The 25,852-nt window shown below is 66.2% G+C and carries 23 protein-coding genes and 3 tRNA genes; 14 read left to right on the top strand and 12 right to left on the bottom strand.

The genetic code is table 11. From position 1 onward, the window contains the following. Positions 1 to 47 precede the first annotated feature (47 nt). A complete protein-coding gene (gene ppa / locus ACFVTX_RS04895) occupies positions 48 to 533 on the top strand; it encodes an inorganic diphosphatase (RefSeq protein ID WP_386898433.1) in 486 nt (161 codons plus the stop codon). A gap of 116 nt (positions 534 to 649) precedes the next feature. Here the strand turns inward: ppa and ACFVTX_RS04900 are convergent, their stop codons facing one another. Further along, positions 650 to 1,942, bottom strand: coding sequence for an NlpC/P60 family protein (locus ACFVTX_RS04900; protein WP_386898434.1), 1,293 nt, complete (start codon positions 1,940 to 1,942; stop codon positions 650 to 652). Continuing rightward, the gene (locus ACFVTX_RS04905; protein ID WP_386898435.1) at positions 1,935 to 3,248 is read right to left on the bottom strand and encodes a M23 family metallopeptidase; all 1,314 of its coding nucleotides are present in this window, start codon (positions 3,246 to 3,248) and stop codon (positions 1,935 to 1,937) included. The genes ACFVTX_RS04900 and ACFVTX_RS04905 overlap by 8 nt, the downstream gene beginning before the upstream one ends. A gap of 269 nt (positions 3,249 to 3,517) precedes the next feature. On the opposite strand from ACFVTX_RS04905, the gene ACFVTX_RS04910 reads away from it, so the two are divergent. The 3 genes from ACFVTX_RS04910 to ACFVTX_RS04920 all read left to right on the top strand — a co-directional run bounded on the left by ACFVTX_RS04910 (position 3,518) and on the right by ACFVTX_RS04920 (position 3,861). After that, positions 3,518 to 3,590: transfer RNA gene (locus ACFVTX_RS04910), tRNA-Glu, on the top strand. A gap of 54 nt (positions 3,591 to 3,644) precedes the next feature. Beyond that, positions 3,645 to 3,718 (top strand) — tRNA-Asp (locus ACFVTX_RS04915). Between the two features lie 70 nt (positions 3,719 to 3,788). After that, positions 3,789 to 3,861, top strand: a tRNA-Phe gene (locus ACFVTX_RS04920). A gap of 37 nt (positions 3,862 to 3,898) precedes the next feature. On the opposite strand, the gene ACFVTX_RS04925 is transcribed toward ACFVTX_RS04920, so the two are convergent. Further along, a complete protein-coding gene (locus tag ACFVTX_RS04925) occupies positions 3,899 to 5,161 on the bottom strand; it encodes a tyrosine-type recombinase/integrase (protein ID WP_386898436.1) in 1,263 nt (420 codons plus the stop codon). Further along, complete coding sequence (locus ACFVTX_RS04930; RefSeq protein ID WP_386898437.1) at positions 5,161 to 5,358, bottom strand: hypothetical protein; 198 nt, start codon at positions 5,356 to 5,358, stop codon at positions 5,161 to 5,163. The genes ACFVTX_RS04925 and ACFVTX_RS04930 overlap by 1 nt, the downstream gene beginning before the upstream one ends. A 138-nt stretch (positions 5,359 to 5,496) precedes the next feature. Between ACFVTX_RS04930 and ACFVTX_RS04935 the strand changes: the two genes are divergently transcribed. Together ACFVTX_RS04935 and ACFVTX_RS04940 are read left to right on the top strand one after the other, a co-directional pair. After that, complete coding sequence (locus ACFVTX_RS04935) at positions 5,497 to 6,210, top strand: hypothetical protein (protein WP_386898438.1); 714 nt, start codon at positions 5,497 to 5,499, stop codon at positions 6,208 to 6,210. A 250-nt stretch (positions 6,211 to 6,460) separates the two neighbouring features. Continuing rightward, positions 6,461 to 7,078, top strand: coding sequence for a TIR domain-containing protein (locus ACFVTX_RS04940; protein WP_386898439.1), 618 nt, complete (start codon positions 6,461 to 6,463; stop codon positions 7,076 to 7,078). 331 nt (positions 7,079 to 7,409) lie between these two features. Here the strand turns inward: ACFVTX_RS04940 and ACFVTX_RS04945 are convergent, their stop codons facing one another. Genes ACFVTX_RS04945 through ACFVTX_RS04955 form a run of 3 tightly spaced genes read right to left on the bottom strand, consistent with a single transcriptional unit; the run spans position 7,410 to position 11,081 of the window. After that, positions 7,410 to 9,368 (bottom strand): DUF3732 domain-containing protein, encoded by a 1,959-nt coding sequence (locus tag ACFVTX_RS04945; RefSeq protein WP_386898440.1) that lies wholly within the window; start codon positions 9,366 to 9,368, stop codon positions 7,410 to 7,412. A gap of 4 nt (positions 9,369 to 9,372) precedes the next feature. Continuing rightward, positions 9,373 to 9,900, bottom strand: a complete 528-nt coding sequence (locus ACFVTX_RS04950; RefSeq protein WP_386898441.1) for a three component ABC system middle component — start codon at positions 9,898 to 9,900, stop codon at positions 9,373 to 9,375. After that, positions 9,897 to 11,081, bottom strand: coding sequence for an ABC-three component system protein (locus ACFVTX_RS04955; protein WP_386898442.1), 1,185 nt, complete (start codon positions 11,079 to 11,081; stop codon positions 9,897 to 9,899). Before ACFVTX_RS04955 ends, ACFVTX_RS04950 begins: the two co-directional genes overlap by 4 nt. 220 nt (positions 11,082 to 11,301) lie before the next feature. On the opposite strand from ACFVTX_RS04955, the gene mobF reads away from it, so the two are divergent. From mobF to ACFVTX_RS04990, 7 genes are all read left to right on the top strand, one after another. Then, on the top strand, positions 11,302 to 13,932 hold the full coding sequence (gene mobF / locus ACFVTX_RS04960; protein ID WP_386898443.1) for a MobF family relaxase: 2,631 nt from the start codon (positions 11,302 to 11,304) through the stop codon (positions 13,930 to 13,932). A 159-nt stretch (positions 13,933 to 14,091) separates the two neighbouring features. After that, entirely contained in the window at positions 14,092 to 14,709 is a 618-nt protein-coding gene (locus ACFVTX_RS04965) for a helix-turn-helix domain-containing protein (protein WP_386898444.1), read from the top strand. A 37-nt stretch (positions 14,710 to 14,746) separates the two neighbouring features. Further along, positions 14,747 to 15,010, top strand: coding sequence for a hypothetical protein (locus ACFVTX_RS04970; protein ID WP_386898445.1), 264 nt, complete (start codon positions 14,747 to 14,749; stop codon positions 15,008 to 15,010). A 299-nt stretch (positions 15,011 to 15,309) separates the two neighbouring features. Next, entirely contained in the window at positions 15,310 to 15,789 is a 480-nt protein-coding gene (locus ACFVTX_RS04975; RefSeq protein ID WP_386898446.1) for a hypothetical protein, read from the top strand. A gap of 120 nt (positions 15,790 to 15,909) precedes the next feature. Continuing rightward, on the top strand, positions 15,910 to 16,344 hold the full coding sequence (locus ACFVTX_RS04980) for a DUF4279 domain-containing protein (RefSeq protein WP_386898447.1): 435 nt from the start codon (positions 15,910 to 15,912) through the stop codon (positions 16,342 to 16,344). A gap of 983 nt (positions 16,345 to 17,327) precedes the next feature. Next, positions 17,328 to 17,801, top strand: a complete 474-nt coding sequence (locus tag ACFVTX_RS04985) for an SRPBCC family protein (RefSeq protein WP_386898448.1) — start codon at positions 17,328 to 17,330, stop codon at positions 17,799 to 17,801. A 62-nt stretch (positions 17,802 to 17,863) separates the two neighbouring features. Beyond that, complete coding sequence (locus ACFVTX_RS04990; protein WP_386898449.1) at positions 17,864 to 19,027, top strand: hypothetical protein; 1,164 nt, start codon at positions 17,864 to 17,866, stop codon at positions 19,025 to 19,027. A gap of 56 nt (positions 19,028 to 19,083) precedes the next feature. Here ACFVTX_RS04990 and ACFVTX_RS04995 read toward each other — a convergent pair whose 3' ends face one another. Continuing rightward, positions 19,084 to 19,458, bottom strand: coding sequence for a hypothetical protein (locus tag ACFVTX_RS04995; RefSeq protein ID WP_386898450.1), 375 nt, complete (start codon positions 19,456 to 19,458; stop codon positions 19,084 to 19,086). 101 nt (positions 19,459 to 19,559) lie between these two features. On the opposite strand from ACFVTX_RS04995, the gene ACFVTX_RS05000 reads away from it, so the two are divergent. After that, positions 19,560 to 20,195: a hypothetical protein gene (locus tag ACFVTX_RS05000; protein ID WP_386898451.1), complete on the top strand. Its 636-nt coding sequence runs from the start codon at positions 19,560 to 19,562 to the stop codon at positions 20,193 to 20,195. 121 nt (positions 20,196 to 20,316) lie between these two features. Here the strand turns inward: ACFVTX_RS05000 and cls are convergent, their stop codons facing one another. The 4 genes from cls to ACFVTX_RS05020 all read right to left on the bottom strand — a co-directional run bounded on the left by cls (position 20,317) and on the right by ACFVTX_RS05020 (position 25,805). Then, a complete protein-coding gene (cls, locus tag ACFVTX_RS05005; protein ID WP_386898452.1) occupies positions 20,317 to 21,786 on the bottom strand; it encodes a cardiolipin synthase in 1,470 nt (489 codons plus the stop codon). A 230-nt stretch (positions 21,787 to 22,016) separates the two neighbouring features. Next, the gene (locus ACFVTX_RS05010) at positions 22,017 to 22,649 is read right to left on the bottom strand and encodes a glyoxalase (RefSeq protein WP_386898453.1); all 633 of its coding nucleotides are present in this window, start codon (positions 22,647 to 22,649) and stop codon (positions 22,017 to 22,019) included. Between the two features lie 106 nt (positions 22,650 to 22,755). After that, a complete protein-coding gene (locus tag ACFVTX_RS05015; RefSeq protein ID WP_386898454.1) occupies positions 22,756 to 23,604 on the bottom strand; it encodes an EamA family transporter in 849 nt (282 codons plus the stop codon). Beyond that, positions 23,601 to 25,805, bottom strand: a complete 2,205-nt coding sequence (locus ACFVTX_RS05020; protein ID WP_386898455.1) for an alpha-galactosidase — start codon at positions 25,803 to 25,805, stop codon at positions 23,601 to 23,603. Before ACFVTX_RS05020 ends, ACFVTX_RS05015 begins: the two co-directional genes overlap by 4 nt. Positions 25,806 to 25,852 lie beyond the last annotated feature (47 nt).

The following is a 25,852-nucleotide window of genomic DNA, read 5'->3' on the forward strand; positions in this document are numbered from 1 at the left end:
CCGCCGTGTGCCGAGCGCCCGGCGAGACTTCACAACAAGGAGAGAGCATGGGCGAGTACGCCGCCGTCATCGAGATCCCCAAGGGGAGCCGCAACAAGTACGAGGTCGACCACGAGACGGGTCGCGTGTTCCTCGACCGCGTGCTCTACACGACGTTCGTCTACCCCACCGACTACGGCTTCTTCGAGAACACCCTCGGCCTCGACGGCGACCCCGTCGACGTGCTCGTGCTGCTCGACTACCCGCTGTTCCCGGGCGTCGGCGTCAAGGTGCGCCCCGTCGGCGTCTTCAACATGACCGACGACGGCGGCAGCGACGCCAAGGTCATCGCGGTGCCGGCCGGCGACCCCCGCTGGAACCACATCCAGGACGTCGACTCGATCCCCGAGTTCACGCGCAAGGAGATCGAGCACTTCTTCGAGCACTACAAGGACCTCGAGCCCGGCAAGTGGGTCAAGACCGAGGGCTGGGGCGACGCCGCCGAGGCCGAGGCGATCATCCAGGCCGGAATCGCCGCGTTCCCCGGTCACTGAGACCAGGTCGGTCGAGTCGGCGCGCCAGCGCCGTATCGAGACCCGCGGATGCCACGTGGCATCCGACGCAGCGAAGGGGGCGAGCCGCACGGCTCGCCCCCTTCGTCGTTCCCGGATCAGCCGGCCGGCCGCGCCGCGGCTGAGGGGCTGCCCCAGATGAAGTACTCGCGCACCGGCACGCCTTCGCGCGGTGCTTCGAGGATGCGCCCGCCGCCGAGGTAGATCGCGACGTGGTAGTAGTCGCCGCCCGACCCCCAGAACAGCAGGTCGCCGCGCTGGATGTTCCCGAGCGAGACGGCCTTGCCTCGTCCGGCGAGCGTGTAGTACTGGTTCGTCGCCGAGTGCGTGCCGATGCCGATTCCCGCTGAGGCGTAGGCGGCGCGGGTGAGGCCCGAGCAGTCCCACACGTCGGGCCCGGCGCCGCCGAGCACGTACCGTTCGCCGAGCTGGGCGCGCGCGAAGGAGATCGCCGTCTCGACGGCGTTCTGGTTCGCGGGGGGCGGGTCGGGGTTCGGGGCAGGAGTACCGCCACCGCCGGTGCTGCCACCACCGCCGGTGCTACCGCCGCCCGAGCCGCCGCTGTTGCCGTTGTTGGCGTTGTTCGCTTCCTCGGCCGCTTCGAGCGCCGCTTCCGCCGCTTCGCGCGCCTGTCCCTCGACCCGCTCGCGCTCGAGCGCCGCCGTCGTGTCCTTCAGGGTGGCGAGCTGCGCGTACAGCTCGGCCGAACGCTGCTCGGCGGCGGCGACCGCGCCGAGTGCCGCGTCGGCGGCGGCGCGTGCCTCGGCCGCTCGCGACTCGGCGAGCGCGGTGAGCCGTTCGTGCTCGGTGCGCGCTTCGACCGCCTGCGCGCCGAGCGACTCGGCGGCGTTGCGGTCGGCCGCGGCCTGCTCGTACACGGCCTGCGACTGCTCGCCGAGCTTCGAGGCGGTGCCGAGCTGCTTCAGCAGCCCTTCGACGTCGTCGCCCGAGAACACGAGCTCGGCCGAGAGGTCGTTGCCCGCCGTGCGGGCGAGATGGGCCGCGAGGAGGCCCGCGCGCATCTTCGAGATCTCGGCGACGGCCTCGGCCTCCTCGGCCTGGCGTGCGAGCTTCTCGACCCGCTCAGCGGCCCGGTCGCGGGCGTCGACGGCGACCCGCCACGACTCGTCGGCGACCATCGAGACCTGCACCGCGGCATCCGCCTGCTGCTGGAGACCCGCGAGGAGCTCGCCCAGGCGAGCGATCTCGGCCTGCTTGGTGGCCTCGTTCTGCTTCGCCTGCTCGATCTCGGCCCACGAGGGGTAGTCGGGCTCTGCCGCCGCTGGCGGCCCGACGAGCCCGACCGACGCGGTCACCGCACCCACGGCGACCGCGGAGAAGACCGTCGCGGGCTTCACCCGCGAGATCGGCCTCGTGCGGTTCTCAGCCAAGGTAGACCCCCCGGTCGGCCATGAACGGCACCGGGTTGATGCGGCTGCCGCCGTTGTAGACCTCGAAGTGCAGGTGGCAGCCGGTCGACGCGCCCGTCGTGCCCGACCAGGCGATCTGCTGCCCCGCCGACACCCACTCCCCCGAGCCGACGAGCCGGCCGCCGTCGACGATGTGGGCGTAGCCCGTCGAGATTCCGCCGCCGTGGTTGATCTTCACGAAGTTGCCGTAGCTGCCCGAATAGCCCGAGAAGGTCACCGTGCCGCTGTTGGCCGCGTAGATCGGCGCCCAACACCCCGTCGCGAGGTCGGTCGCGTAGTGGAACGAGCTCGAGCAGCCGCCGCCGCTGCAGATGACGTCGCGGGGGCCGAAGCCGTCCGAGATCCACCCCGAGGCGGGCAGCGCCCAGCCCGAGGTTGCGACCCCGCCCGGGCCGCCGTTCTGCATGGCCTCCTGGCGTCGCCGCTCCTCCTCCTGGCGCCGGCGCTCCTCTTCCTCCTTGCGCTTGCGCTCGCCCTCCTCGTACGCCGCGGTCGTCTTCGCCTCGGCATCCTTCAGGAACGCGAGCTGCGCTTCGAGCTCGACCTTCTTCGCCTGCGACTCGGCGAGCGCCGCCTCCGCGGCCGCCTGCGCCTCCTGCGCCGCCTGCAGTGCCGCCTCGGCCGCGACCCGCAGCTTCTCGCGCTCCACCTGCGCGACCTCGGCCTGAGCGCCGAGCGACTGCGCCGAGTTCGCCTTCTGCTGCGCGGTGCGATAGACGCCCGCGCTGCGCTCGACCATCTGGTTCATGTTGCCGAGCTTCGAGAGCAGCGCGTCGGTCGACTGCGTGTTGCCCGCCTCGAGGAACAGGTTGACGCTGAGGTCGCCCGTGCCCGTGCGGTACAGCTGCGAGGCGACCTGCCCGGCGTTGCGCTCGGCCGCGACCGCCTCCGCTGCCGACGCATCGGCCGCGGCCTGGATCTGATCGGCCTTGTAGACCGCGTCGTCGTACTTCTGCTGCGCGACGAAGAGTTCTTCGGTGCGGCGCTCGGCCTCGATGCGGGTGCGCTCGACGTTCGCCTCGAGCTCGGCGATGAGCCCCGTGATCTGCTCGACCGCCGCGGCACCCGCCGCGGTGTTCGCCTTCGCCTGCTCGACCTCGGGCCACGAGGGGTAGTCGGCAGCGAACGCCGTCTGCGGCGCGGCCACCGAACCGACGAGCGCCACCGCGACGAGGGCGGTGACGGCGAGGGCGCGGCGGGCGACACTTGGGCTCTGCGGGCTCGTTCGTGCTCGGGCGGTCTTCGGTCGACGTGTGGTGCGGTCCATGGTTCCCCGTCCACGCGGGCTTCGGGACCCCGCGCTCCTCGCTCTCGAATGCAGGCAGTGGCAGCCTTCACGATAGGCAGAGCGCGGCGGCTTCTGGGGGATTTGGCGGGCATGTCTGCGGATGTCACGGGGCCGGCGCGAGGCATCCGATGCGGGTGATTCGCGCGCTCGCAGAGGCTGTTTCACGCTCGATCTGCGCTCGTTTTGCGCAGAAGCGAAACAGCACGTATGCTTGCTTCTCGGCGGTCGCGCTGAAGAGCGAGACCTCCGGCCCCATCGTTTAGTGGCCTAGGACACCGCCCTTTCACGGCGGCAGCACGGGTTCGAATCCCGTTGGGGTCACTTTGCAAGGCTATAATTGAAAATCGCAACTCAGTGTTCGCAAGAGCACTACGAGGCCCTGTAGCGCAGTTGGTTAGCGTGCCGCCCTGTCACGGCGGAGGTCGCGGGTTCAAGTCCCGTCAGGGTCGCTCAGGCGACAAGCCCTTTCCCTTACGAGAGAAGGGGCTTTTCTCCTTTCAGGCTCCGTTTCGAGCCTGAGGCTCTGTAGCTCAGTTGGTAGAGCGTTCGACTGAAAATCGAAAGGTCACCGGATCGATGCCGGTCGGAGCCACAGTCAAAACCCCCGGTTTACCGGGGGTTTTTTCGTGTCACCGGGTCATTCCGCGAGGCGGCCGGTGAGGCTGTGCCATTAATGTGCCATTAAGGGTTCGCCTGGTTCGGCGTTGTGCCATTTCCGGTTCTGGGTGGGCTGACTTGGCTGCGCTCGCATCGTTGCTTTCGTCAGCTCGCTTGAGCGCATCGTTCAGTGCTGCGCCGGCTCGGAGCGCGACGCCTTCGCGAGCGCGCGAGTAGCGCTCGGTGACCTGCAGGCTCGAGTGACCGAGGGTCGCCTGCACGTCGGGCGCGGTGGCGCCCGCATCGAACAGGATCGTCGCAAACGTGTGCCGCAGATCGTGAATGCGGAGGTCGGGCCGACCGATCGCCTCGCGAAGCTCCTCCCAGTTCACCGCGCGGCGCGCGTTGTGATTCGTGAGTCGCCCGCCATCTGCCCCGTCGAAGAGCAGGTCGCTCCCCCGCTTGCCTCGTGCCGCAGCTTCGGCGTACAGACGCAACGCGTCGATCAGCGGGACATCCCTCGATTTGTGGCTCTTCGGCGACTGCTCGATGAGCTCGCCGCGCATGCCCGGACTCAGCGAACGGCTGACGCGGATGACGCCGCGCGCGAAGTCGACGTCGCCGACCCGCAGCGCAGTCGCCTCCCCCGCGCGCATGCCTGTGTAGACGAGGGCGGCGAAGTACCGGCGGTAGACGCCGTCGGGAATGAGGTCGAGCAGCATGCTGATCTGTTCGAGCGTGAGCGCCCGCGACACCGGCGAGATCGACTCGCGCATGCTCGGGCGTTTCACCTCGCGGGCCGGGTTGTAATCGATGAACCGCGAGCGGCGGGCGCCGTCGAGGAGGCGCGAGAGCACCGCGAGCGCGTCGTTCTTGGCGGATGCCCCACCCGACCAAGCGACCATCGCCGACTCGATCATGGGCGAGGTGATCTCGTCGAGCCGGTGCCGGCCGAGGCTCGGCTTCACTCGGAGCCGCCAGGCCACGCCGTAGCTGCGGGCCGTCGCCGGGCGGATGGACGACTCGATCGCCGGCCAGTACTTGTCGTACCACTGGTCGAGCGTCATCGAGCCGTTCGGGTTGCGGCCGGCGACCATCTTCGCGAGTTCACGCTTGGCCTCGGCGAGAGTCAAGAAGGTGCGCGATCGCTCGGCAGCGCCGCCCTCGACGCTCGGGCCGACGACGCGGATCTGGTAGCGCTGGCGGTCGGCGCGCCAGCGGATGCCCTCGGGCAGCGGCCGACCCGTGCGCGGATCGACCCGCGACGGGGTGTCTTTCGTCGGCCGCCCGGCCATCAGTGTTCCGTTCCACCCCGCGCAAGCAGTTCGTCGATCGTGTCGGTGCTCCAGAGCAGGTGCTTGCCCATGCGGGCGTCAGGCTCGGGAATCAGCCCGTCGTGGCGCAGCTTGTCGAAGCTCGAGACCGGGATGCGACACCGCTCGGCCGCCTCGACTCGGCTCAGGTACTCGACCCTCCACGCGGTGTCGGCCATGACGCTCCCCCTCGACTCATCGGCCGCCGGCTGGCATCTCGTGCATGCCGACACACACGCGGCTATTTGCAAGTACCTGAGATTATCACCGCACGCGGGTTTCGGCAAGTATCTGAGTTGTGTGGCTAGACTCGTGCCATGGACCTACCCGAGGCTTCCCAGTGGCCGGACCAGTCTCGAGACGGACTCCTCGTCGCAGACGACCTCCCCGAAGGGTGGTACCTGCATCTCAACTTCCCGGGCGACCGCGGTGATGACCCGTCGCTCGAGATCGACGAACTGCTCGGCTACGACCGATGGCTCACCGCGGAGCACGAGCAGTACCGCGTTGCCGTGTCCGACCAGAACGAGACGATCGACGGCCGCTGGCGATACATCGAACACATTGCGACGCACACACGCGTCATGATCCGCCTGCAGCGCCAGACGTTCGCCGTACCGGAGGAAGTGCGCATCACCGGCGTCGTCTACCTTCCTTGGCGGGGCGGCCAACCGATCACGAGCCAGCTCCTCCGCGAGCTGCCGACCGCCCGCATCGAAGCCGCGATCAACAAGCGCCTCTTCGCGATGAAGCGCACCGAGACGATCACCGGCGGCAAGATCGTGCTGCCCTCAGGCCACAAGATCAGCGAGCGCGACCTTCTCAAACCGCTCGGCGACCCGAAGAAGGTGCCCGACTTCTACGAGCTGGTCGCACTGCAGCACGGCCAGCTCACCCGGGAGGGCGACGCGAACCCGAGCGCGACGATGGCGCAGATCAACGGCGTCGCCCTATCGACGGCACAGGGTTGGGTCACGAAAGCGCGCGAGCGCGGGCTCCTACCGCCCGGGCGCCGCGGGCGGGCAGGATAACGCCGCAACGGCCTGGGCAGCCTCCAAGATTGGTGGAGGCCCCGAATCGAGCTACGGCGCACTTGGCGCGTGGACACCCACCTGCTGGCCGCTTCCAGACGGCGGCCCTTGTTGCAGTTGAACACGACAGCTCCCGTCTGGCTCGGGCAACGTCTACGTCGACCCACCGACGGCTTAGGCCCGCCGTTCGTGCGGCGAGCTGCGCGGGAGTCCGTCGCGCATTCTGTTACCAGCTGGCTATCTTGATTTCATGCCGAAGCTGAGCGCAGTCCACGACTACTTTCTTTCTCACGCCGGGCCCGACAAGGACTTTGTCAAAGGTGTTGGCACACGAATGCAACTCGCCGGACGCGAGGTCTTCCTCGACGAGTGGTCGATTGAATACGGCGAATCAATTCCAGGAGCAATTGAGACTGCGCTCCGAGAGAACGAGGCTTTCGTGCTCTTCTGGTCGGAGAAGGCGAAGGAATCCGCATGGACGACCAAGGAGTATCGCTCGGCGGTCAGTCGGTTCATCGACGATGATGATCGCACCCTTGTTCTCGTTCGGCTCGACGACACGGAGGTGCCCGAACTGATTCGGGACATGAAGTGGATCGACGGGCGAGGCGGAGATCCTGACGCCGTAGCTGACGCCCTCATGGGGATGAGAGGCAATGACCGCTTAATCGCTATGCAGAACACGCTCAGCGAACTCGGTATTCGGATGGAGTACTTCCACGGCTATGGGGTACTCCTAGCTTGTCCAAAGTGCGGCGCGACCGTCGACAAGCTTGCCGGTTGGAGCGAAACTGACGACGAGCGCGATGACACGTACGCGGGAGCCCGGTGCACGGTGTGCGGCTGGCACGACGGCGGCGAAATATAGCTCCGAGTATGGGGTGATCATCAGCGACCTCAACTAGAAGCGTAGGAGTCTGCAGAGATGCGCGACCGCAAGTAGGGGCAGATGGATGGCGTGAGGATCGTCACCATCGACGACGCCAGCCTCCTCGTGGTCGACTAGGTCGCACAGGAGATCACCGCCGACCGCCCGCATCGAAGTCGTAATCAACAGGCGCCTCTTCCCATGAATCGCACCGAGACGACGACGGGCAGCAGGATCGTGCTGTCCTCGGGTCGAAAGGTCAGTGACCGCAACTCGCTCGAGGCTCCTACCCCTAACGACGACGCCGAAGTAGGTATCAGGTCAGACGGGGTTACTCAATCCAATCCGCCGGGACGAGAGCATCACCTCTCCAGTTGTATGCGATTGAGTCTTGGAACCAGCCTTCTTCGGTCAAGTCAGCGTGGTCGCTGACCACGATCTGAAAGTGTGGCGCAAGGTCCTGCACGAAGTCGAAAAGGAGTCGGAACATGCGGGTGACTGAAGCATGATCCTCGTCAGCGGGCACCCCTGTCTCTTCAATTGCGGCTCGAACCGCCTTCGACTTGGACTCATAAAACACCTGCGTCGGCTGGTCGAGCATCAACAGGCGCGGCACTGGCGCACCTTGGTTGAGGAACGTCCTGTGTAGCGCAAGGTGGGTCGCGAGGTGGTAACCAAGCCAATTGGCGCCGGATCCGAGTCCTGAAAGCTGCACGGGGCCATCTGCCGTGTCAGTGACGACGGTCAACTTTGCCAGATCGAGCCGCACGCTCTCCTCAGAGTTCTCAAGATTGAGTTCTTGTGCAAGTCGGGTCATCTCTCGCCCAAGCGAGATGAGTGCGGAGGTGAGTCGCTCGCGCGCGGCATCATCATCGAGCTCGCGTTCCAGCGATTCAACCCGCTGCTTCGCTGTGTGTACGGCTTCGTGGAGAGCACGAATGTCCGTGCCTCGCCTGAGCGCCAAGCGCCCCACGGTTGCATCGATGCGTCCACGTACGAACTGCTGACGCTTCGGATCAAGTGGAGCAGCGTCAGCCGCCTGCGCGAGCTCGGTAGCGGCAATCGCCGATTCGACAGCCGTCAAGCGTTCGCGCGTCGCGTGAATCTGACCAGAAACAGCTGTCAGCGCCTTATCTCGACCAGGCTGAACCGCCGCGAGTACTTCGAGCTCTGAGGCCAAGTCAACGAGCCTTGCTTGTAGCTGGATCGGAGTCGGGTCCTCATCGGCCAGGTGCTGGTTGCACACCGGGCAAACATGGGAAGACGAATCTGCTTTGGACGGCAACAGCTCGACACTTCGGAGTCGCTGCAGTTGCTGTGCGATAGCTCCTTCGTAGCTTCCTTCCGTCGCCGTCGACTCGAGTAGCATGCCGCGCTCGTCCAAGAACTGACCCAGTTCCGCCCGCAAGTGGTTCCGCTCCGCGCGAAGCGCACGATGGCGATCTTGAGTCTCAAGATCGAGGGTCGGTAGAGGTTCTGAAGGGACCGTCCTCAGAATGCCCTGAAGGACTTCCAGCGCCAGTTCGGTCGTCGGCGCTCTGTCGATATCAGCGAGCCCGCTAGCGAACGCCTCTGCGAGGAGCGATTGGATCTGCGTGTCATACTCGGAGGCCTCGACCTCAGCCGCTTCCAGCGCGACCTCCGCTCGACGAAGCTGTCGACGCGCAGCCCGGAGTTGCTGATGCTTCTCGGCGTGGTCACCCTTGACGACTCCGAGGAAGAACGGCAATGAATCCTTGATTGACTCTTTCATCCTCGATTCGTCTTGACGGTGGAACAGTAGCGATTTGTTTGCAACCTCTCCCTGGGTCTGAAACAGGAAGATTGCGGCCTGCCCGAGACCAACCTTGTATGGGCTGCGGGTTGATCCTTCCGGCGGATTTAGACGCGCACCCCCGATACCCAGCCGCGCCCCAATCTGGTCTCGCAGGCTGTCTGAGTCAGTGTTCGGAAAGAGCTCGGTGTACGCGGGTAAGTCGAGCTCTTTGCCGCCAAGAAGAAGCATCGCCTGCGTAGTCGAGCTCCGCCCAGGCTTGATCGTTGGCCGGCCGAGGAACGCACGCGTTCCATCGGCGAGCTCCCAGAGAGTTCCGTACCATGCAACTGGCCTGAATGCTTTAGTCCGCGGGATCGGGGCGTCGTCGCGACCAAGGCAGAAATCAACGATGTCTAACAGGGCGCTCTTACCCGTCTTCGAGAACCCTGTGACGATGTTTAGGGATCCGGGCTTGAAGTCAATCGGCTTTTGCCGGCCATCGAAGTTGTAGATCGCTAAGCGGAGTAGCTGCACGACCTCATGGTTGCACACCGAGAAGCGCAAAGAGCGTTGCAGGTGAACCGACGTGTGCGAACCATCGGCCCAAGAAGGCTGCTCGCCCGACGATGTATGTGAGCTCAGGGTCGCGAGTCTTGTTGAGCTTCCACTCAGGGCGCCCAAGCAGCAGCCCTTCCCCTGTAAGCGAGAGCGAGCCCGACCGTAGTCCGTATCGAAGCCCTTCTCTCGTGTACGGCCGCATACTCACGATCCTCCCTGGCAGTGTCGCAAGCAGTGCGGCATGCTCGGTTACCCACTTTGACGCGTGAGAGTCCACGCGAGTAGGCAGTGCTTCCCGGGTATCACGGTGAAGAGCCATTGGAGCCACCAGGAACGCCAGTTCCCACGGCATGCCGTCCTCGGACTCGGATTCGAATGTGTTGGCAGCTGCGACAAGAGATGCCGCAACCAACGCCGGATTGATCATGCTCGCCGTAACCCACGAGCGGTTGTTCCAGTTTGGAAGTTCCATCGCTGTTCGAATCCCAGGCTGGCTTACGTCGGTCATGACGCTCCGATGGTCAGCGTCTTCACCATCTGCTCGAAATCAGGGTGCCATCCCTTGGTGCAGCCGTCCGCGAGCTCGTGCCTGATCCCGCGGGCATAGTAGACCTCCGTGTACCTCGGGCGTACCTGAACTGCAGTGGAGTCCCGCAGCCGCCGATACAGAGCGTTGCCAGCCTTACTTCGATCCTCGTCGCTTGCCGAATCTGGGAGGTCCTGCATCATGTCGTCGTATGCCAACTCCCACTCATCAGCGAGGGCATCCTTGAAGTCGTCAAACTCGGACATCTCGATAAGGTTTCGATCGACCCAGTGAGTCGTTTGGGCTACAGCACGATGAAAATCTGCGACCGCATGCGTCAACATCACCGGGCTCGCGTCGATCCACTGCAACTGATGGACGAATGGCCGGGATCCATAGAGGTCCATTACCTCGTCACCCTTTATGCGTGGGACTGTTGTGATGAGGTTGTCAGGCTGAAAGCCGTCCCGAATGTCGTCCAGTTTCGCCTTGAGCTCCCCCGCACGGATCGACTTACGCGCCTTTCGGAGAAGATCCACTGAGACTCTCAACCACCACGCGTCGAGAACCGCAAGGAAGTCCGCAGCTCGCCCCTGCGGGGCAGCGAGCCACAGCGAGTCCTCCAGAGCCGCGTCAAGATCTTCGATCCGGGCGTGGTTGTCGAGAACGTGGACTCGCTGCAGGATTCCGAGTCGCTCGCTTTCCGTCAACTTCAACCATTGAGCTCGAGCCACCGCGGTCTTAAGCTTCTCCGTCGACGAGCGTGCTGCCTTTTCCAAGAGCTGCGCTGCTGCTACGACATTTCTCTCGGCGTCATCGCGGAGGAGCGCGGCAGCCGATCCTGATGGAGCGGTAGCTGTCGTAACGATCGATAATTCCGGGCCCTCGCTATTTCGTAGGCGAGGGTCATCCATCCATACCTTCAGAGTGCGCCAAAGGTCAGCACTCTTGTCGGTAAGTGACCCGTTCTTATGTTTGTGATGCTTCAACTGGAGCAATTCGGTCGGGTTGCCGCCAGAATCCTCCCAAGCCACGTCGTCAAACCTCTCGAGCGTGAGACTCATGTCAGGCCGGGTGTTCGATCCGCGAATCAGCTCGAGCAGTGCCCAACGCACCTGGTAGATGTACCCGATGGCGCTTCCGGATGCGTCGTGCGATACCACGGGTCCTCCTTGCTAGCGTCTTGCCATCTCTTGAGTATCTTGGCAGGCACCGACACCCGAGCGGAGCCCCTCGACACAGCAAGGCTCGATCCTGAACAGCAATCACTTCCTCTGCGCTCCCTTGCTCGCCCGACAGGCAAATCAAACCTGAATGTACGTATGCTACCGTAGGTAGTTGCAAGAACCTGAGCTAGCTCGGAGGAAGGCGATGCGTGGTGGAGTGATCCTGTACCGGGGTTCCGGGGCCGACGCGCGCCGGTACCTCGAGTCGGATCGCTCCCGCGCAGACGACTACTACCTCGAAGGCGGCACGGCGCTGGCCGAGTTCGCCGTCGTCGACGGCAACTGCGAGCTGATCGGCGAGGGCGCACTCACCCCCGACCAGTACGCCCAGTGGGTCGACTGGATCAACCCGCTCACCGGCGAGCCGATGGGTACGCCCCGCCATGCCGGCGACGCTCGCCACGGATCGCCACGGTTCGCCGAGATGGTCGTGAACGCGCCGAAGTCGTTGTCGATCGCCGCGGCGCTGCACCCCGAGGTATCCGATGCCCTCGATGCGGCGCAGCGCGATGCGGTCGCCGAGATCCGCGTCTGGCTCAGCCAGCACTCGGTCACGCGAGTCGGCCCGCGCGGAGCGCAGCGGGTGGTGCCAGTGGAGCAGCTCGAGACGGTCGCGGTCTCGCACAAGACCTCGCGGGCGGGCGATCCGCACCGGCACATTCACTTCCAGATAGGCACGCGAGTATGGGCGGATGCCGCGTGGCGAGGTCTCGACACGGCGGCGCTGTTCCGGCAGCAGGGCGCGACGCGCGCGCTCGGCACGGCGGTGATCGCAGCGCACCCGCGGCTCGCGGCCGCGCTCGACGCGCATGGCCTGACGCTCGATCCGGTGACAGCCGAAGTGACCGAGCTGAAGCCGTTCAACGCGGCGATGAGCAAGCGTGCCGAGCAAGTCGCGCGCAACCTGGCACGCTTCGAGAAGGACTGGCACGCGGCGCATCCGGACCAGAAACCCGGACCCGCCGCGATGTCGCGACTGACCGCGATGGCGTGGGATCACGAGCGGCCGCACAAGAAGCCGACCCGGCTTGGTAGCGAGGATGCGTGGCGACGCGAGCTCGAGGCATTCGGCTATCGACCTGATCTCGACCGAGTGCCGACGCAACGGGCCGTCGCGCTCGATGAGCTGAGCGTCCAGGATGTCGCGTCCCGCGCGCTCGATCGCTGCGCGGCCGCCGCGTCGACGTGGACGGTGCACGACATCCAGGAGCACGTGTCGCACCTCGTGACCGAGGCCGGTGTGCGAGCCGACCCGACGCCGCTGCGCGAGTTCGTCACGCTCGCCACAAAGCTCGGCGAGGACAACTGCCTGTCGGTGCTGCCGCCCGAGGTGCCGCATCCTGAGCACGTCGCGCACCTCACGAGCGTGCACGTCATCGCCGTCGAGACTCGGCTGCGCGATCTGCTCACTGCCAGGGCCAAGCGGCCGCAGCAACGCATCCCGGACCTGTCGCGCATTTCACAGCGACTCCGACTCGACCCGGCACAGGCGCACGCGGCTGCGGCCGTGGCATCCGCTCAATCGCTCGTCGTCGTGGAGGGCGCAGCCGGCGCGGGCAAGACGACGATGCTCGCCGCTGCGATCAAAGCGGCGGCGATGCAGGGTCGCAAGACGCGCGTGGTCACGCCGACGAAGAAGGCGGCCGACGTTGCGCACCAGGAGCTCGGGGTTGCGGCCGACAGCGTCGCCAAGCTCGTGCACGAGCACGGGTGGCGCTGGAATCGCGACGGCGTGTGGATGCGGCTCGCCATCGGCGACCACGACCCCGATACGGATGCCGCGTACGCCGGCCCCGCGGCATCCGCTCGACTGCGCCACGGCGAGAGAATCGTCGTCGACGAGGCGGGCATGCTCGACCAGGACACCGCGCTCGCGCTGCTGACCGTCGCCGATGAGGCGGGCGCCACGGTCGCCCTGGTCGGCGACCGTGCGCAGCTCGCCGCGGTCGGCCGCGGCGGTGTGCTCGACATGGCCGCGCAGCTGCTCCCTCGCGTGCATCGTATGACGACCTTGCACCGATTCGTCGACCCCGAGTACGCCGCGCTCACCGTGCAGATGCGGCGCGGGGATCATCCGGAAGCCGTCTTCAATCGGCTGTGCGAGCTCGGTCTCGTTGCGATTCATGAGAGCCCGGAGGCGCAGCTCGAGGCGCTTGCGCGGGAGTGGCGTGAGGGGTGCGCAATGACCGTCGCGACGAACGACGAGGCGCGCGAGCTGAATGCGCGGATTCGCGAGGAGCGGGTGCGGGCTGGCGAAGTTGATGACAGTCGCACTGTGATCGGGAGCGATGGGCTGAGCATCGGGTGCGGTGATGTGATTCAGACGCGGCGAAATGACTCCGGCGTACGCGTGGCGAATCGGCAGCTGTGGATTGTTCGGGGCGTGGGCGAGGACGGCGCGGTGTGGGCGACCGAGCGAGTCGCCGGCCATCGGCCGAGATCAGTGCGGTTGCCTGCCGAGTACGTCGCGGAGTTCACGCATCTCGCTTACGCCGCGACTGCGCACGGGGTGCAGGGCATGACGGTGTCCGAGTCGCACACAGTCGTCGGCGATGCGATGGGTGCCGCTGGTGTGTATGTAGGGATGACGCGTGGTCGGGACGCCAATCTCGTACATCTCGTGGCAGCGGATCTGGAAGAAGCGCACGATCAGTTTGTGCTCTCGATGGATCGGGATCGCGCCGATCGCGGGCATGTGCACGCGACGGCAGCAGCACGCGAGTCTGTGTGGGGGCTCACGGTCGACAGGGCACCCAGGAGGACTCCAGTGACAGAGCTGATCCGATGAGGATCCGAGACTCACTGGCGCGGCCCGTCCGAAACGCGAAGAAGTAGGCCTCGCAACAACACAACGGGTGTGACCCCGGCGAAATGGGGTACCAAATCAGATGATGCGTTCAAGTCGGAAATCACATACTATGGCATTCACAAATCGAATGGAGGTCGAATGGATCCGCACGATGCCAAACTCGACAAGCTCATCGGCCGCAACATCGCCACCCATCGCGGATCCTGGTCTCAAGCAAAGATCGCCCGCATGATGGTCGAACGCGGCTGGCAGTGGACTCAAACGACCGTCTCCAACGTCGAGAACGGCAGTCGATCATTGAAGATGACCGAAGCGGCCGACCTTAGCTCCATCCTCGGGGTCACCTGGCGCGAACTCATGTCAGAGAACGCCGAGCAGATGAAGGCCCTGAATGACGGGCTCAGGCATTATGCGGAGACCACCAGAGCACTCAAGAGTTCACTGGATGCGATTCAGGAGGCCCGAACGCACGTGTTCAGCCTCTCTATCGGTGTTGAACAGGCGGGCCTCGAGTTGAGCGAGCTCGACTGGTTCAGGATCTCCGCGGCGATCGACACGCCGATCATGGCGCTCATCGAGGAGTACCGGCTCGACATGAGGTCCGAATTCGCGAAGAACGACGTGCTCAGCGGACACTCCGAATCAGCCGAAGGGACAACCAAGACGTCGAGGCGCGACCCCCTCAAGTACGAGTCACTACTGCTCGAAACCCTCGACAAGGAACGCCAGTGGGCCGCAGGCGCCTCAGCGATCTAGCTCGCTTAGATGGCCGGAGCTCCGATACGGTGACCACGTGAGCTATGCGGACATTTACGAGCTTCTTGGTGGCGTCGAAGACTTCGAGCTGAGGGTGAACAATCGGACAGTCGTGGTGCGCCGAGTCGCACCCGAGCAATGGCTCGTCTACCTCGACGAGGATCTGATTGGTTCGTTTGTGCAGCGCAACCAAGATCGCGCAACCTTCTTCGAGTCCGAGATCGCCAGCGAACCGGGCACTGTCAACTGGGTCAGCGACGACGTGACGGGCCTAATCAGCCGGATGATCACGCTGGCGTAGGCGGCGAGGAGAGGTCAGACAGCCATCCGTCTGCGGGCGGTCTCCGACGCGGATGGATTCCGATTGATCGGCGAGCTCTGCTCGAACGCATTCGGGCCGTGGCGTTCGGGAAGCGATAACGCGGGCCTGCTCTCGATGGCAATGAGATCAAGATCCGACCCGAACGAGAGTGGCCAATTGAATCACGCCGATTCGGTCGCCTCTCAGACCGGCTGTTCGACCGACGACGCAACGAGCTCCATGAATCTGCTCGCGAGCTGCGCGCGTCCCGTGCCACTATCGACCGACATACTGTCGATGTGACGGTTTGTCCAGAAGCACAGCCCAAAGGCATCCAGGGTCTCGTCACGGCCCGAGCTCTGTGGGCCGTTCGTGCCAGCGCCGCGCAACAGGCCATTGACGCTGCAACACTCGCGCTGACCGAAGGCGTCGATAGCGACCCCCTTCGCGAGCTCGCCGGCGCAAACAAGGACATGAACGTGTTCGAGTTGGGCGGGTTGATTGACAGCGCGTTGAGCACCGCGGGTGTCAATGTCGGCGACATGACCGAAGACGACGCCTTGATGATTTCGGCCCGGCACTACGCAAACTGCGTGCTGCAGGGCCAGATGTCAGTTCGCGAGCTAGCCGCCTGGGCGCACTCGAGGTTAGGGCACGAAGGTCCTGAATGGGCTCAAGAGCTTGTAGAGCTCGACGACGCGTTCGATGCGCTCGATGGAGGCTGGGGACGCGAGCCAGATTGGGAGCAGATCCTTGGGCGATTTCTGGTCTCGCGCTAAGGCGCCGACAGTTCATGGTGACGTGACGTCGAGCCGAGCGACCCGATCCGACTGCGCGCGGCGATATGTCCCGGCGACGCTGCGTGCCAGCGGTCTATGCGCTGGCTCTACACTCGGCTCATGATTCAGTCCAGTCGAGCGTCATTCATCGTCTCGTCCTCGGAGACGGATCCCGAAGCGATTTCGAATCTGCTCGGGCTCGAGCCGACCAGGGTCATGAACGCAGGCACACCGCGCGAGTCTGGCCGCGTCTCCGATCACCACACCTGGAGCATCGACACCGGCGAGGTCGACAACACAAGCGACGACCAGACGGGTACGGGCGCCGTTCGAACACTCCTCGAGCTGATCCAACCCGCGCTCGGCAGAGTCTCGCACCTCTCGCCGGATTGCGAACCCCGCATCCAATGGTCGGCCTACTCGGATTCCGTTCAAGGCGGATTCGTGATGCCCGCCGATCTCGCGGCAGCGATCGGCGAGTTCGGTGTCGATGTATACGGCACGGTCTATCTCGACGACATTGAGGACGTTCACGCGCACGCGTCGCTTCGCTGATCCGGTGCCGGCTTTCGGCCGACACGGCCCCGCCGTCAGCCGAAATCTGTGCCATTAATGTGCCATTAAATGCGCGAAAACCAACTGAAACCAACTGTGACAGTTTCGAAGAATCCCTGATCAGCGCGATATCGCTTCCACAAAAATTGAGCGAAAACCGCCCAGGCTCACTGAAAATCGAAAGGTCACCAGATCAATGCCGGTCGGAGCCACAGTCAAGAACCCCGGGAGACCGGGGTTTCAGTTTGCCCAGGACAGCCCTCCTGACCACGGTTGAACCAGCATCTGGACAGCACTGTGACAGCACACGGCCCGAAGGTCGACATCGAGCCGGTAGCTGCTTTCTCGTAAGCGCGAGCGGGGCAGCCTCGGGCGACATCGGGGTGAGCAGAGACCGGCATCTGGTTAGGGGACGCTGTCGTGGGCCTGAAACATCACGCGGTGTTCTCGAGCCGTATGCGAACGGCCTGCACTGCGTCGTTCAAGGTCTCGTATCGCCTGACGACCCCAGGACGCGGTCGCATCCACAGCATCTCGTAGGCTCCGCCCGCGTGGTCGAGGTACCCGATGATCCGGCGGCTGCGGCCTTCCTCGAATCGAGTGTCGCAGACCCGCCACAGACCCTCTTTGAGAGGAACGAGATCGACAAGGTCCCGGCTGATTGTGCTCGCCATGATGGTTCTCCCGCTTGTGGCAGTGGCGGGTGAACCCGGGCAGAACCCCACGATGAGAATGTGGGCGGCCTCGATCCCGAGCCGGCCCGGGTTCACCGGTCAACGACGGCGACATTCGTCTTCATCATTGATGAGGGAATTCTCGATCAGGAGAGGGTGTCTCACAAGACCCCGGTTCGGGGTAGATCAGTGCGGGACATCCATCACGCCGAGACCTCAAGTCCAAGGGGTTGATCGACCTCCGCTTGCTCGGATGGGCGAGGCGTCACCGACGGCCGACCGCGTGACGAGGCGTGTGACGATGTGTGCATGGGATATCGCTCGTTCACGAACAGCCGCAGCATCGAGACGACCCCGGATCGGCTCTGGGAGATCCTGCTGGATCCCAGCGCGATGTCGGAGTTCGCCGACCATCCAGTTCTTGTTGAGCCTGCCGGCCCGTTGCAAGGCGTGGTCGGGGAGACCTGGGCTGAGACACACGGGCCTGAGTGCGACGACGACCGCGTGCAGTGCAAGCTCATCGCGGTCGACGCTCAACGACGGCTTCGCCTGAGCGTGAAGCAGCGGGGCGTCAAGCAGACCGTCGAGTACACCCTGACCCCGATCGACGGCTCACGCACCGAGCTCCAGGAGCGGATCGTGTTTGCACCGACGTTCGCGGGCAAACCCGGGCAGCACGTCGTCTCGTGGCTGCTGCTCGTCACCGGACTGCTCGCGAAGTTCGGAGACGACGAGGGCGAGTCCCTCGAGGCGCTCGCTCGCGCAGCTACCAGCGAAAGCTGACCTGGTCCGCGGCTGAGACACCCGCGGCCGTAATGATTGACCCCGCCTGTAATGATGGAGTCGTGTCGCTTGAAGATGTCATCCAGCTCTCGCTGACGGGCCCGGGTAGTCACCGGCTGAAGATGCGTCCTGGGGTGGGCGTCGTCATCATCGGCCCGAAGGGTTCGCTGCCGAAGCCCGACTTGATGGTGGACCCGGCCGATCGGATCGATTGGTCGGTGTTCGACTCGATTCAGATGTCCTCAGGTTCCCTGTGGCCGCGCCGAATCGTGTACCGCGGAGTCGATACGGCGGTGTTCGCCTGGGCCGATGAGGGCAGACCCGTCGAGCAGTTGGACTTCTTCGCCACAGGCCCTGTCGATCTTGATGCGAGCGAATCGGAGATCGGTTGCTTGCGGGTCGTCTCTTCGGGTCACAGTGTCGGCATCCGTCTTCCGTCTGCCACGCGGTGTCGCCTGCTCGTGTTGGACGGCGATCCGACGACCTTCTCCGTGACGGCGCACACTGACGGTGCAATCCCACCGACCGTGCTCCGCCTCGGGTCATCGCCGCACACACCGACCTCTGTCTCGGCTCCAAGAGCTCTGCCCCCGATGTCAGCGCTCGAAGCGCTCACCGACCTGTCGGTTGAGAACGGCCCGCTCGACGCCCCGTTCGATCTCGGGACTCTTGACCAGTTCCCGGGGCTTCGACGGCTGAAGCTCGCTGGATCGGTGACCGGTCTGGAGCGGCTGGCTTCGCGTGATCTTGATGCGCTCGAGTTGCGCTACATCCCGGATCTGGCCGGCCTCCCTTCGATCGCGACTTGGCCGAAGCTCAGCACGTTCATCATGTGGAATTGCGATGCGAAAGCAAGCAAACTCGTCACACAGGAACTCCGACGCCTTCCACCGACTGAACATCACCGGTCCGTGTCCCAGCCCCGGGACCGGGCGTGGTTCATCCAGGAATACGGTCTCCCGTTCTCCGCATGGCCGGCTCGTTCAGCCAAGCAGGCATCAGCCGCATTCAAACGGGCAGCGAAACTCATCAGCGCCGCCAAGTCCGAGGACGCGGCGCTGGCGGCAGTCGGTGAATTCACTCAGGCAGCGAATCAGATCGACGGACTCGCGACCACTGAACGTGAAGACCTCGCTGATGCGGTGCACCTGCTCGCAGGTCTTAGCCCGATCACCATCAGCGAGAAACTGGCCCTGCGTAAGTTCGACGCAGTGCGCGGCTTCTGACCCCGCTGCCCGGACGGGCAACAGGGGTCTCACGAGGGAGTGGCGAGCAGTCGGAGTCAGATCGACCTGCATGCGACTTGGAATTGCGACTGGGTCGTGTCGAGCAGGGTCGCGAGGGCTGCATCATCGACGAGCAGGTGTGCCCCCAGCCGGTCAGGGGGACCTGAGGTCACCACGTCAGCGAAATCGAGCCAGCCCTCGCGGAATCGCCCTCTGCATACCCACGTTCCGCGAGGCGCCTTCTGAATGAACGGCTCAACTACGGTGGCGAGAAGTTCCGACAGGGTGACATCATGCCCCACCTCGATCTGTTGCTGGCGCCCGTGTGAATCAGCAGCATGCGCGTCCAACCGGTCGATGTCCACGACCACCCCACCCGGTGACAGAGCTGACGTCGAGCGATCTGATGCACTGCGCTTGGACATGGTCATACCCTCAATCATCGCCGCCATACTCAAGTACGGGGGCAGCGGGGCCGCGCGGGTATCACCATCTCGTCAGCAATGTTCGACCTTGCACGCGATGATGCATGATGAGCTTCGATGTTGAGGGTGTGGATCGGAGTCCAGGCGTGACCGGCAAACAGTACGACAGAAGGGCAGTCGCGATTGAGCGCCGCCCGATGCTGTGGGTGATGTTCGGCGGTTCGATTCTCGGAGCCGCGTTGATTTGGGCCCTCTGGGTGCTGCCGATCGCCGCATCCATTGGCAACGCCACCCCCATCCCGCTCGGCGCTGCAGAGGATGTCCAAGTGCGCGCCGGAGACCAACTCGGGATCTGGACGTCGGCGCCGGTCCCTGAACTCGTGCAGTGCGCAGCATCGCAGGCCAACGGGGAGGAGGTCAGCTTCTCTCACGGTCCGACGACGGGGTGGGACACGACGCTCTGGTGGGTGACGCCAGGAGACGGCTTCACGCAACGATTCAAGATCGACGCGCAGACCGAAGGAACGATCAGCCTCCGATGCTGGTCCGGCGCCGCGGGCCCCGGAGGCGACTACCTCATCGCGGGTGACACCTTCATCGACGGCACCATCGGGCTCGGACGAGCGGGTAACAACGACTACCCGTTGAGTGCCGTACTCGCGATCGGGGCCGTGCTCCTCCCGTTCCTTGCCCTCGTGCTCCTTCCGGTCTTGATCTTCGGCCCCCGACGAAATCGCGGCTGACGCGGCACGCGGGCTGCGCCGGCTACGCGACGCACGTCACCGGCAACCCCAACATGCATCGACGCCGACGACCCCGAGTACACGAGCGCCGCGCGAACGAGGCGCACACGTGGCATCCGCCCTATTGCAGCGCGGAGGTCAGCCGCGCGACCCCGTCGAGGAACGTCGCCGTCGCGGGCTCCTGGTTCCACTCCTCGAGGGTGAGCTCGCGGCTGATCGCCCGGTACCCCGCCTCGACCTCGCGCATGTCGCGCACGAACGACTCGCCGCGCACGAGCATCGAGATCTCGAAGTTGAGGTTGAACGAGCGGATGTCCATGTTGCTCGACCCGATGACCGCGACGTCGTCGTCGACCGAGAGGTGCTTCGAGTGCAGGATGTACGGCCCAGGGTAGAGGAAGATGCGCACCCCCGCCTCGAGCAGCGGGCGGTAGTACGAGCGCTGCGCGTGCCACACCGAGCCCTGGTCGCCGATCTCCGAGACGAACAGCTGCACCTCGAGCCCGCGGTACTTCGCCGAGGTGATGGCGTACATCATCGCCTCGTCGGGCACGAAGTACGGGCTCGTGATGATGACGCGCTCCTGCGCCGCGTTCACGAGCGAGAGGAAGAGGCGCAGGTTCGTCTCCTGCGCGAACGACGGACCGCTCGGCACGATCTGGCAGACGAGCGCCGAGGCATCCGGCGCCGCGATCTCGCGAACCGGCACGTGCGCGGTCTCGAGGAGCGACTCCCCCGTCTCCATGAACCAGTCCGAGAGGAAGACGGCATTGACGGATGCCACGACCGGACCGGTCACGCGGGTGACGAGCTCCTGCCACATGAGCCCGCGCTTCTGGTTCTTCGGCGAGTCGTAGTCGCGCGAGATGAGGTTCTGCGAGCCCGTGAACGCGACCCGCCCGTCGACGACGACGAGCTTGCGGTGGTTGCGCAGATCGGGCCGCTGGTACTGCCCCTTCAACGGGCGCACCGGCAGCAGGTAGTGCCACTCGACGCCGATGCGGTCGAGTTCGGCGGCGGTCGCGTCGGCCACGGTCACCCGGCGGGATGCCACGTGGTCGGCGAGCAGGCGCACCCGCACACCGCGGGCGACCGCACGCTCCATGGCGGCGAAGAATCCGCGGGTCGTGTCGTCGAAGGCGACGATGTAGAACTCGACGTTGACGAAGTGCTCGGCCGTGTCGATCTCGGCGGCCATGCGGTCGATGGAGGCCTGGTAGTCGCCGATGAGCTCGGCACGGTTGCCGCCGACCGCGGGGAGGGCGGTGAGCGCCGCGTTCTGCTCGGTGATCGAGCGGAACAGCGCCGGCCACTCCGTCTCGCCGTCGGGCGGCGCCAGATCGGAGGTGCGGCCCGCGATCTCGGCGTCGATCTCGCGCTGGCGCTCGAGGCGCCGCTTCGGCAGGCGCACGTTGCCGATGAGGAGGTACAGCGCGACGCCGACGAACGGGATGAGGAACACCGCGAGCAACCATGCCATCGCGGCCGTCGGCTTGCGGTCGCGCGGGATGACGATGAGGGCGATGATGCGGATCGTCCAGTCGGCGATGACGAGGGCGACGGTGGTGACGACGGCGGGATCGATGTTCATGAGCGCGCGCTCTCGGCGGTGTCGCGGGGCATGGTCCTCCTCGAACGGTGCCGCCCGGCGGCCAACTCGCCGTCAGGTCGGATCGGCTCAACGATAGCGACGAATACGCGCCCCGCCCGGGATTCGCGCGGCGACGCGCAGTCGCGGATGCGACCGGCTCAGCCGGCCGGGCATGCGCATGACGACGCGCGGTGCCGCACTCCGGCACCGCGCGTTGCTGCGGTCGTGGCTCAGCTCTCGGCGGGCTCCCACTCGAAGCCGTCGGGGTCGGTCACCCGTGAGCCGCCGCCGACGAGGACGAGGCGGTGCGACCCCGAGCCTTCCTCGGGCACCCCGGCGTCCTTCGCGAGCAGGCCCCGCCGGTAGAGGCCGAGCTGGATCGCGCCCGCCTGGTTCTCGAACTCGACGTAGCTGCGGCCGAAGCTCTTGCCCACGCGGAAGCCCTGCTCGACGTAGAAGCGCTTGCTCGCGAGGATGTCGTCGCCGCCGAGCAGCAGCACGATCCGCTCGATCTCTCCGGTGTCGGGTGCGGTGTCCTTCTTCGCGGAGGTCGCGATCTTCCAGACGCTGCCGTCGGGCGCCTGCACGACGCCGCCGATGCCCCACATCGACTTCGCGACGGGCTTGACGACGGTGGCGCCGGCGGCGACGGCCGCGTCGACGATTCGACGCACGGCGGCGGGCTGCGAGACCACGAGCGAGGCCATGTACCCGCGGAAGCCGGTGGAAGGCGAGTCGGTCGCACGGACGCGGATGCGGGATCCGAGACCGAAGGCCTCGGCGTAGAAGCGCTCGGCCGCGGCCGGGTCGGCGGCCTCGATGATGATGGAGTCGATGGCGGTGGAAGCGGTGATCGTGTTCATGTCGATCACGCTATTTCGGGGCCCGCGCGGGCCGCTTCTCGATTCCTGACCGATCGCGACGCGGGCTGGAGGCGACGCCGGACGAGGCCGGCGCCGCCCCGCCCGGTCACCCCCCGAGCCGGATCGCGACGATGCCTGCGACCGCGCAGGCCGTCGCCGTCATGCGCCAGCGGCTCAGCGGCTCGCGGAACACGAAGTACCCGATCGCACCGGCCGCGAGCACCCCGGTCTCGCGGAGCGCCGAGACGACCGCGAGCGGGGCGAGCGACTGCGCCCACACCACGATCGTGTAGGCCGCGAGCGAGAGGACCCCGCCGAGCGCGCCCATCGGCGCGTGGCGTCGCATGCCGCGGAGCATCTCGGTCTTGTCGCTCGACAGCACGAAGCAGACGAGCGGGATCGTGATGCCCTGCAGGAGGAACAGCCACGAGGCGTAGCCGAACGGCTCCCCCGAGAGCCGCACGCCCATGCCGTCGATCACCGAGTACGCCGTGATCGTGATGCCGACCGCCACCGCCATGAGGGTGCCGGCCGGGCCGCCGCGCTTGCCCTTCGGCGACCACGACAGCGCGAACAACGCGATGGCCACGACCGCGACGCCGGCGATCTGGGCCGGCGTCATCCGCTCCCCGAGGAAGAGCGTCGAGATCAGCGTGATGCCGAGCACGGCGATGCCGCGGGTGAGCGGGTAGGTGCGACCGAACTCGGTCTTCGCGTAGGCCGCCGTCAGCAGCACGAGGTAGGCGGTCTGCACGGCGGCCGAGATCAGCAGGTACGGCCAGACCTCCTCGGGCGGGAGCGGGAAGACGAAGCATCCGATCGCCCCCACCACGAGGTAGACCGCGCCGATGAGCGCCGACGAGACGAGGCGGGCCGGAATCGCCTTGGCGATCGCGTTCCAGCTGCCGTGCAGCAGCGCCGCCCCCAGGACGGCGAGGACGATGCCGCCGCTCACGCGGCCGAGCCGCGCGAGTCCTGCCCGTCGACGCGGTCGACGCGCAGCAGCACCGCCTGCTCGGGACGCAGCCTCGGCATGACGACACCGATCGAGCCGAGCGCGGCACCGTTCAGTTCGACGGGCCCCGCCTCCCACCACGGCGCCGGGTCGGCGCCGTGCGGGAGGCCGCCGACGAGCGCCGGCTCCACGCGGTAGACGGCGGTCGGCAGGAGGCCGGGCAGCCGGATGCGCCCGGGGCTCGCGACCGTGGCCCGGGCGAGCGAGACGTACGCGAACAGGGCGGCCGAGCCGTCGGGGGCGACGACGCCGTTGACCGAGGTCGTCTGGTCGGGGTGGTCGAGGCGCACGAGCTCACCGCCGTGCAGCAGCTCGCGGTGCGCCTTGTGCAGCCGGATCCACTCCCCGAGCTCCGCGAGCTCGGCCGGGTCCGAGGTGCGCAGGTCCCACTCCACCCCGAGGTGCCCGAACAGCGCGGTGATCGCGCGGAAGGAGAGCGCGTGGAGCCGGTTGGTGATGTGCGACGCCCCTGAGGCGATGTGGCAGCCCATCAGCTCCGGCGGCACGAGCTGGGTGGTCCAGCGGTTCGCCTGCTGGCGGTCGATCGGGTCGTTGTTGTCGGAGACCCAGATGCGGTCGGTGCGGTCGACGGCGCCGAGGTCGACCCGGCCGCCGCCCGACGAGCACGACTCGATCTCGAGTGCGGGGTAGCGCGACTTCAGCTCGTCGACCAGCCGGTAGTAGGCCAGGGTCTGCTCGTGCACGCCGGCCCGCCCGGTCGACTGGGTGCCCGCGTCGACGAGGTCGCGGTTGTGATCCCACTTGATGTAAGCGATGTCGTACTCGTCGAGGATCGCGCACATGGCGTCCCTGACGTACGCGTAGGCCTCGGGGATGCCGAGGTTCAGCACCTGCTGGTGGCGCGACTCGACCGGCAGCCGGCCGCCGGTCGCCATGATCCACTCGGGGTGAGCCCTCGCGAGGTCGGAGTCGAGGTTCACCATCTCGGGCTCGAACCAGAGGCCGAACTGCATGCCGTGGCCGCGCACGCGGTCGACGAGCGGGTGCAGCCCGTCGGGCCAGACGTCGCTCGAGACGGTCCAGTCGCCGAGGCCCGCCCGGTCGTTGCGCCGGGCGCCGAACCATCCGTCGTCGAGGACGAAGCGCTCGATGCCGAGCTCGGCCGCACGGTCGGCGAGCTCGACGAGGGTGTCGACGTCGTGGTCGAAGTACACCGCCTCCCAGACGTTGAGCGTCACCGGGCGCGGCGAGCGGGGGTGCTGCGGCCGGGCACGGAGGTGACGGTGCATCCGCCTGGCCGAATCGTCGAGGCCGGCGCCGTAGATGCCGTAGACCCACGGGCTCTCGTATCGTTCGCCGCGTGCGAGGCGGACCTCGCCCGGCAGCAGCAGCTCACCGCCGCCGAGCAGCTGCTCACCGGTCAGCACCCGCTCGACCTGGTGCACGTGGTTGCCCGACCATGCGGTGTGCACGCCCCAGACCTCGCCGTCGGCGAACCCGAAGCCCGGTGTGCCCACCGAGAGGATCATCGCCGAGTCGAGCCCGGTGCGGCCGCGCCGGCCCTCGCGCCGGTGGGCGCCGACGGTCATCGCCCGGCGCTGGGGTGCGCGCTCACCCGACCAGCGGCCGGCGAAGTCGAGCACCTCGCTCGCGATGGCGGGGGTGGGCAGGCAGAGCAGGAGGTCGTCGACCTGGTAGGCGAGTTCGCCGAGGTTCTCGACCTCGGCGCGGGTGCGCACGACGCCGGCCTCGCTGAGCTCGACGGTGAGGGTGAGGGCGAGCGAGGCCGCGTCGTCGACCGCCGTCACGACGAGCGATCCCGCACCGTGATTCACGACACCGGCGTCGGATGCCACGCCGAACACCGTGCCGTCGAGGCTCGCCGAGGTCACGCGCCAGATCGGCGACCACGCCGTCCCCTCGCGCGAGCCGCTCAGCCCGGGGCGCCCCATCCAGCCGCGGGCGTGCTCGGGGAGGATCGCGATGCGGACGGGCTCGTCGACCTCGCTCGGTGCGACCGGCAGGACGCCGCTCGCGAGGAGGGCGGAGTAGCCCGCACCGTCGAGCTCGCCGCAGTCGGCTCCCCAGTGCACGACGGCGGGGAGGCCCCCGCCGAGGTCGAGCACGAGGGCGACGTCGCCGGCGCGCATCACGACGCCGGAGTTGGAAATCGGGGTCATCATCGGATTCCTCTCGGGGGTGGCTTCAGAGTAGTGTTTACGTCACC

This window comes from Agromyces sp. NPDC058136, assembly GCF_042884375.1.
GTDB lineage: Bacteria > Actinomycetota > Actinomycetes > Actinomycetales > Microbacteriaceae > Agromyces.

Excerpts from the sequence above, each read along its gene's own strand:
- ACFVTX_RS04935 (WP_386898438.1), top strand. The coding sequence starts at position 5,497 with ATGGACCTACCCGAGGCTTCCCAGTGGCCGGACCAGTCTCGAGACGGA.
- ppa (WP_386898433.1), top strand. The coding sequence starts at position 48 with ATGGGCGAGTACGCCGCCGTCATCGAGATCCCCAAGGGGAGCCGCAAC.
- ACFVTX_RS04930 (WP_386898437.1), bottom strand. The coding sequence starts at position 5,358 with ATGGCCGACACCGCGTGGAGGGTCGAGTACCTGAGCCGAGTCGAGGCG.
- cls (WP_386898452.1), bottom strand. The coding sequence starts at position 21,786 with ATGAACATCGATCCCGCCGTCGTCACCACCGTCGCCCTCGTCATCGCC.
- ACFVTX_RS04925 (WP_386898436.1), bottom strand. The coding sequence starts at position 5,161 with ATGGCCGGGCGGCCGACGAAAGACACCCCGTCGCGGGTCGATCCGCGC.
- ACFVTX_RS04995 (WP_386898450.1), bottom strand. The coding sequence starts at position 19,458 with ATGACCATGTCCAAGCGCAGTGCATCAGATCGCTCGACGTCAGCTCTG.
- ACFVTX_RS04940 (WP_386898439.1), top strand. The coding sequence starts at position 6,461 with ATGCCGAAGCTGAGCGCAGTCCACGACTACTTTCTTTCTCACGCCGGG.
- ACFVTX_RS04985 (WP_386898448.1), top strand. The coding sequence starts at position 17,328 with ATGGGATATCGCTCGTTCACGAACAGCCGCAGCATCGAGACGACCCCG.
- ACFVTX_RS04950 (WP_386898441.1), bottom strand. The coding sequence starts at position 9,900 with ATGACCGACGTAAGCCAGCCTGGGATTCGAACAGCGATGGAACTTCCA.
- ACFVTX_RS05020 (WP_386898455.1), bottom strand. The coding sequence starts at position 25,805 with ATGACCCCGATTTCCAACTCCGGCGTCGTGATGCGCGCCGGCGACGTC.
- ACFVTX_RS04905 (WP_386898435.1), bottom strand. The coding sequence starts at position 3,248 with ATGGACCGCACCACACGTCGACCGAAGACCGCCCGAGCACGAACGAGC.
- ACFVTX_RS04965 (WP_386898444.1), top strand. The coding sequence starts at position 14,092 with ATGGATCCGCACGATGCCAAACTCGACAAGCTCATCGGCCGCAACATC.
- ACFVTX_RS04980 (WP_386898447.1), top strand. The coding sequence starts at position 15,910 with ATGATTCAGTCCAGTCGAGCGTCATTCATCGTCTCGTCCTCGGAGACG.
- ACFVTX_RS05010 (WP_386898453.1), bottom strand. The coding sequence starts at position 22,649 with ATGAACACGATCACCGCTTCCACCGCCATCGACTCCATCATCATCGAG.
- ACFVTX_RS05000 (WP_386898451.1), top strand. The coding sequence starts at position 19,560 with ATGAGCTTCGATGTTGAGGGTGTGGATCGGAGTCCAGGCGTGACCGGC.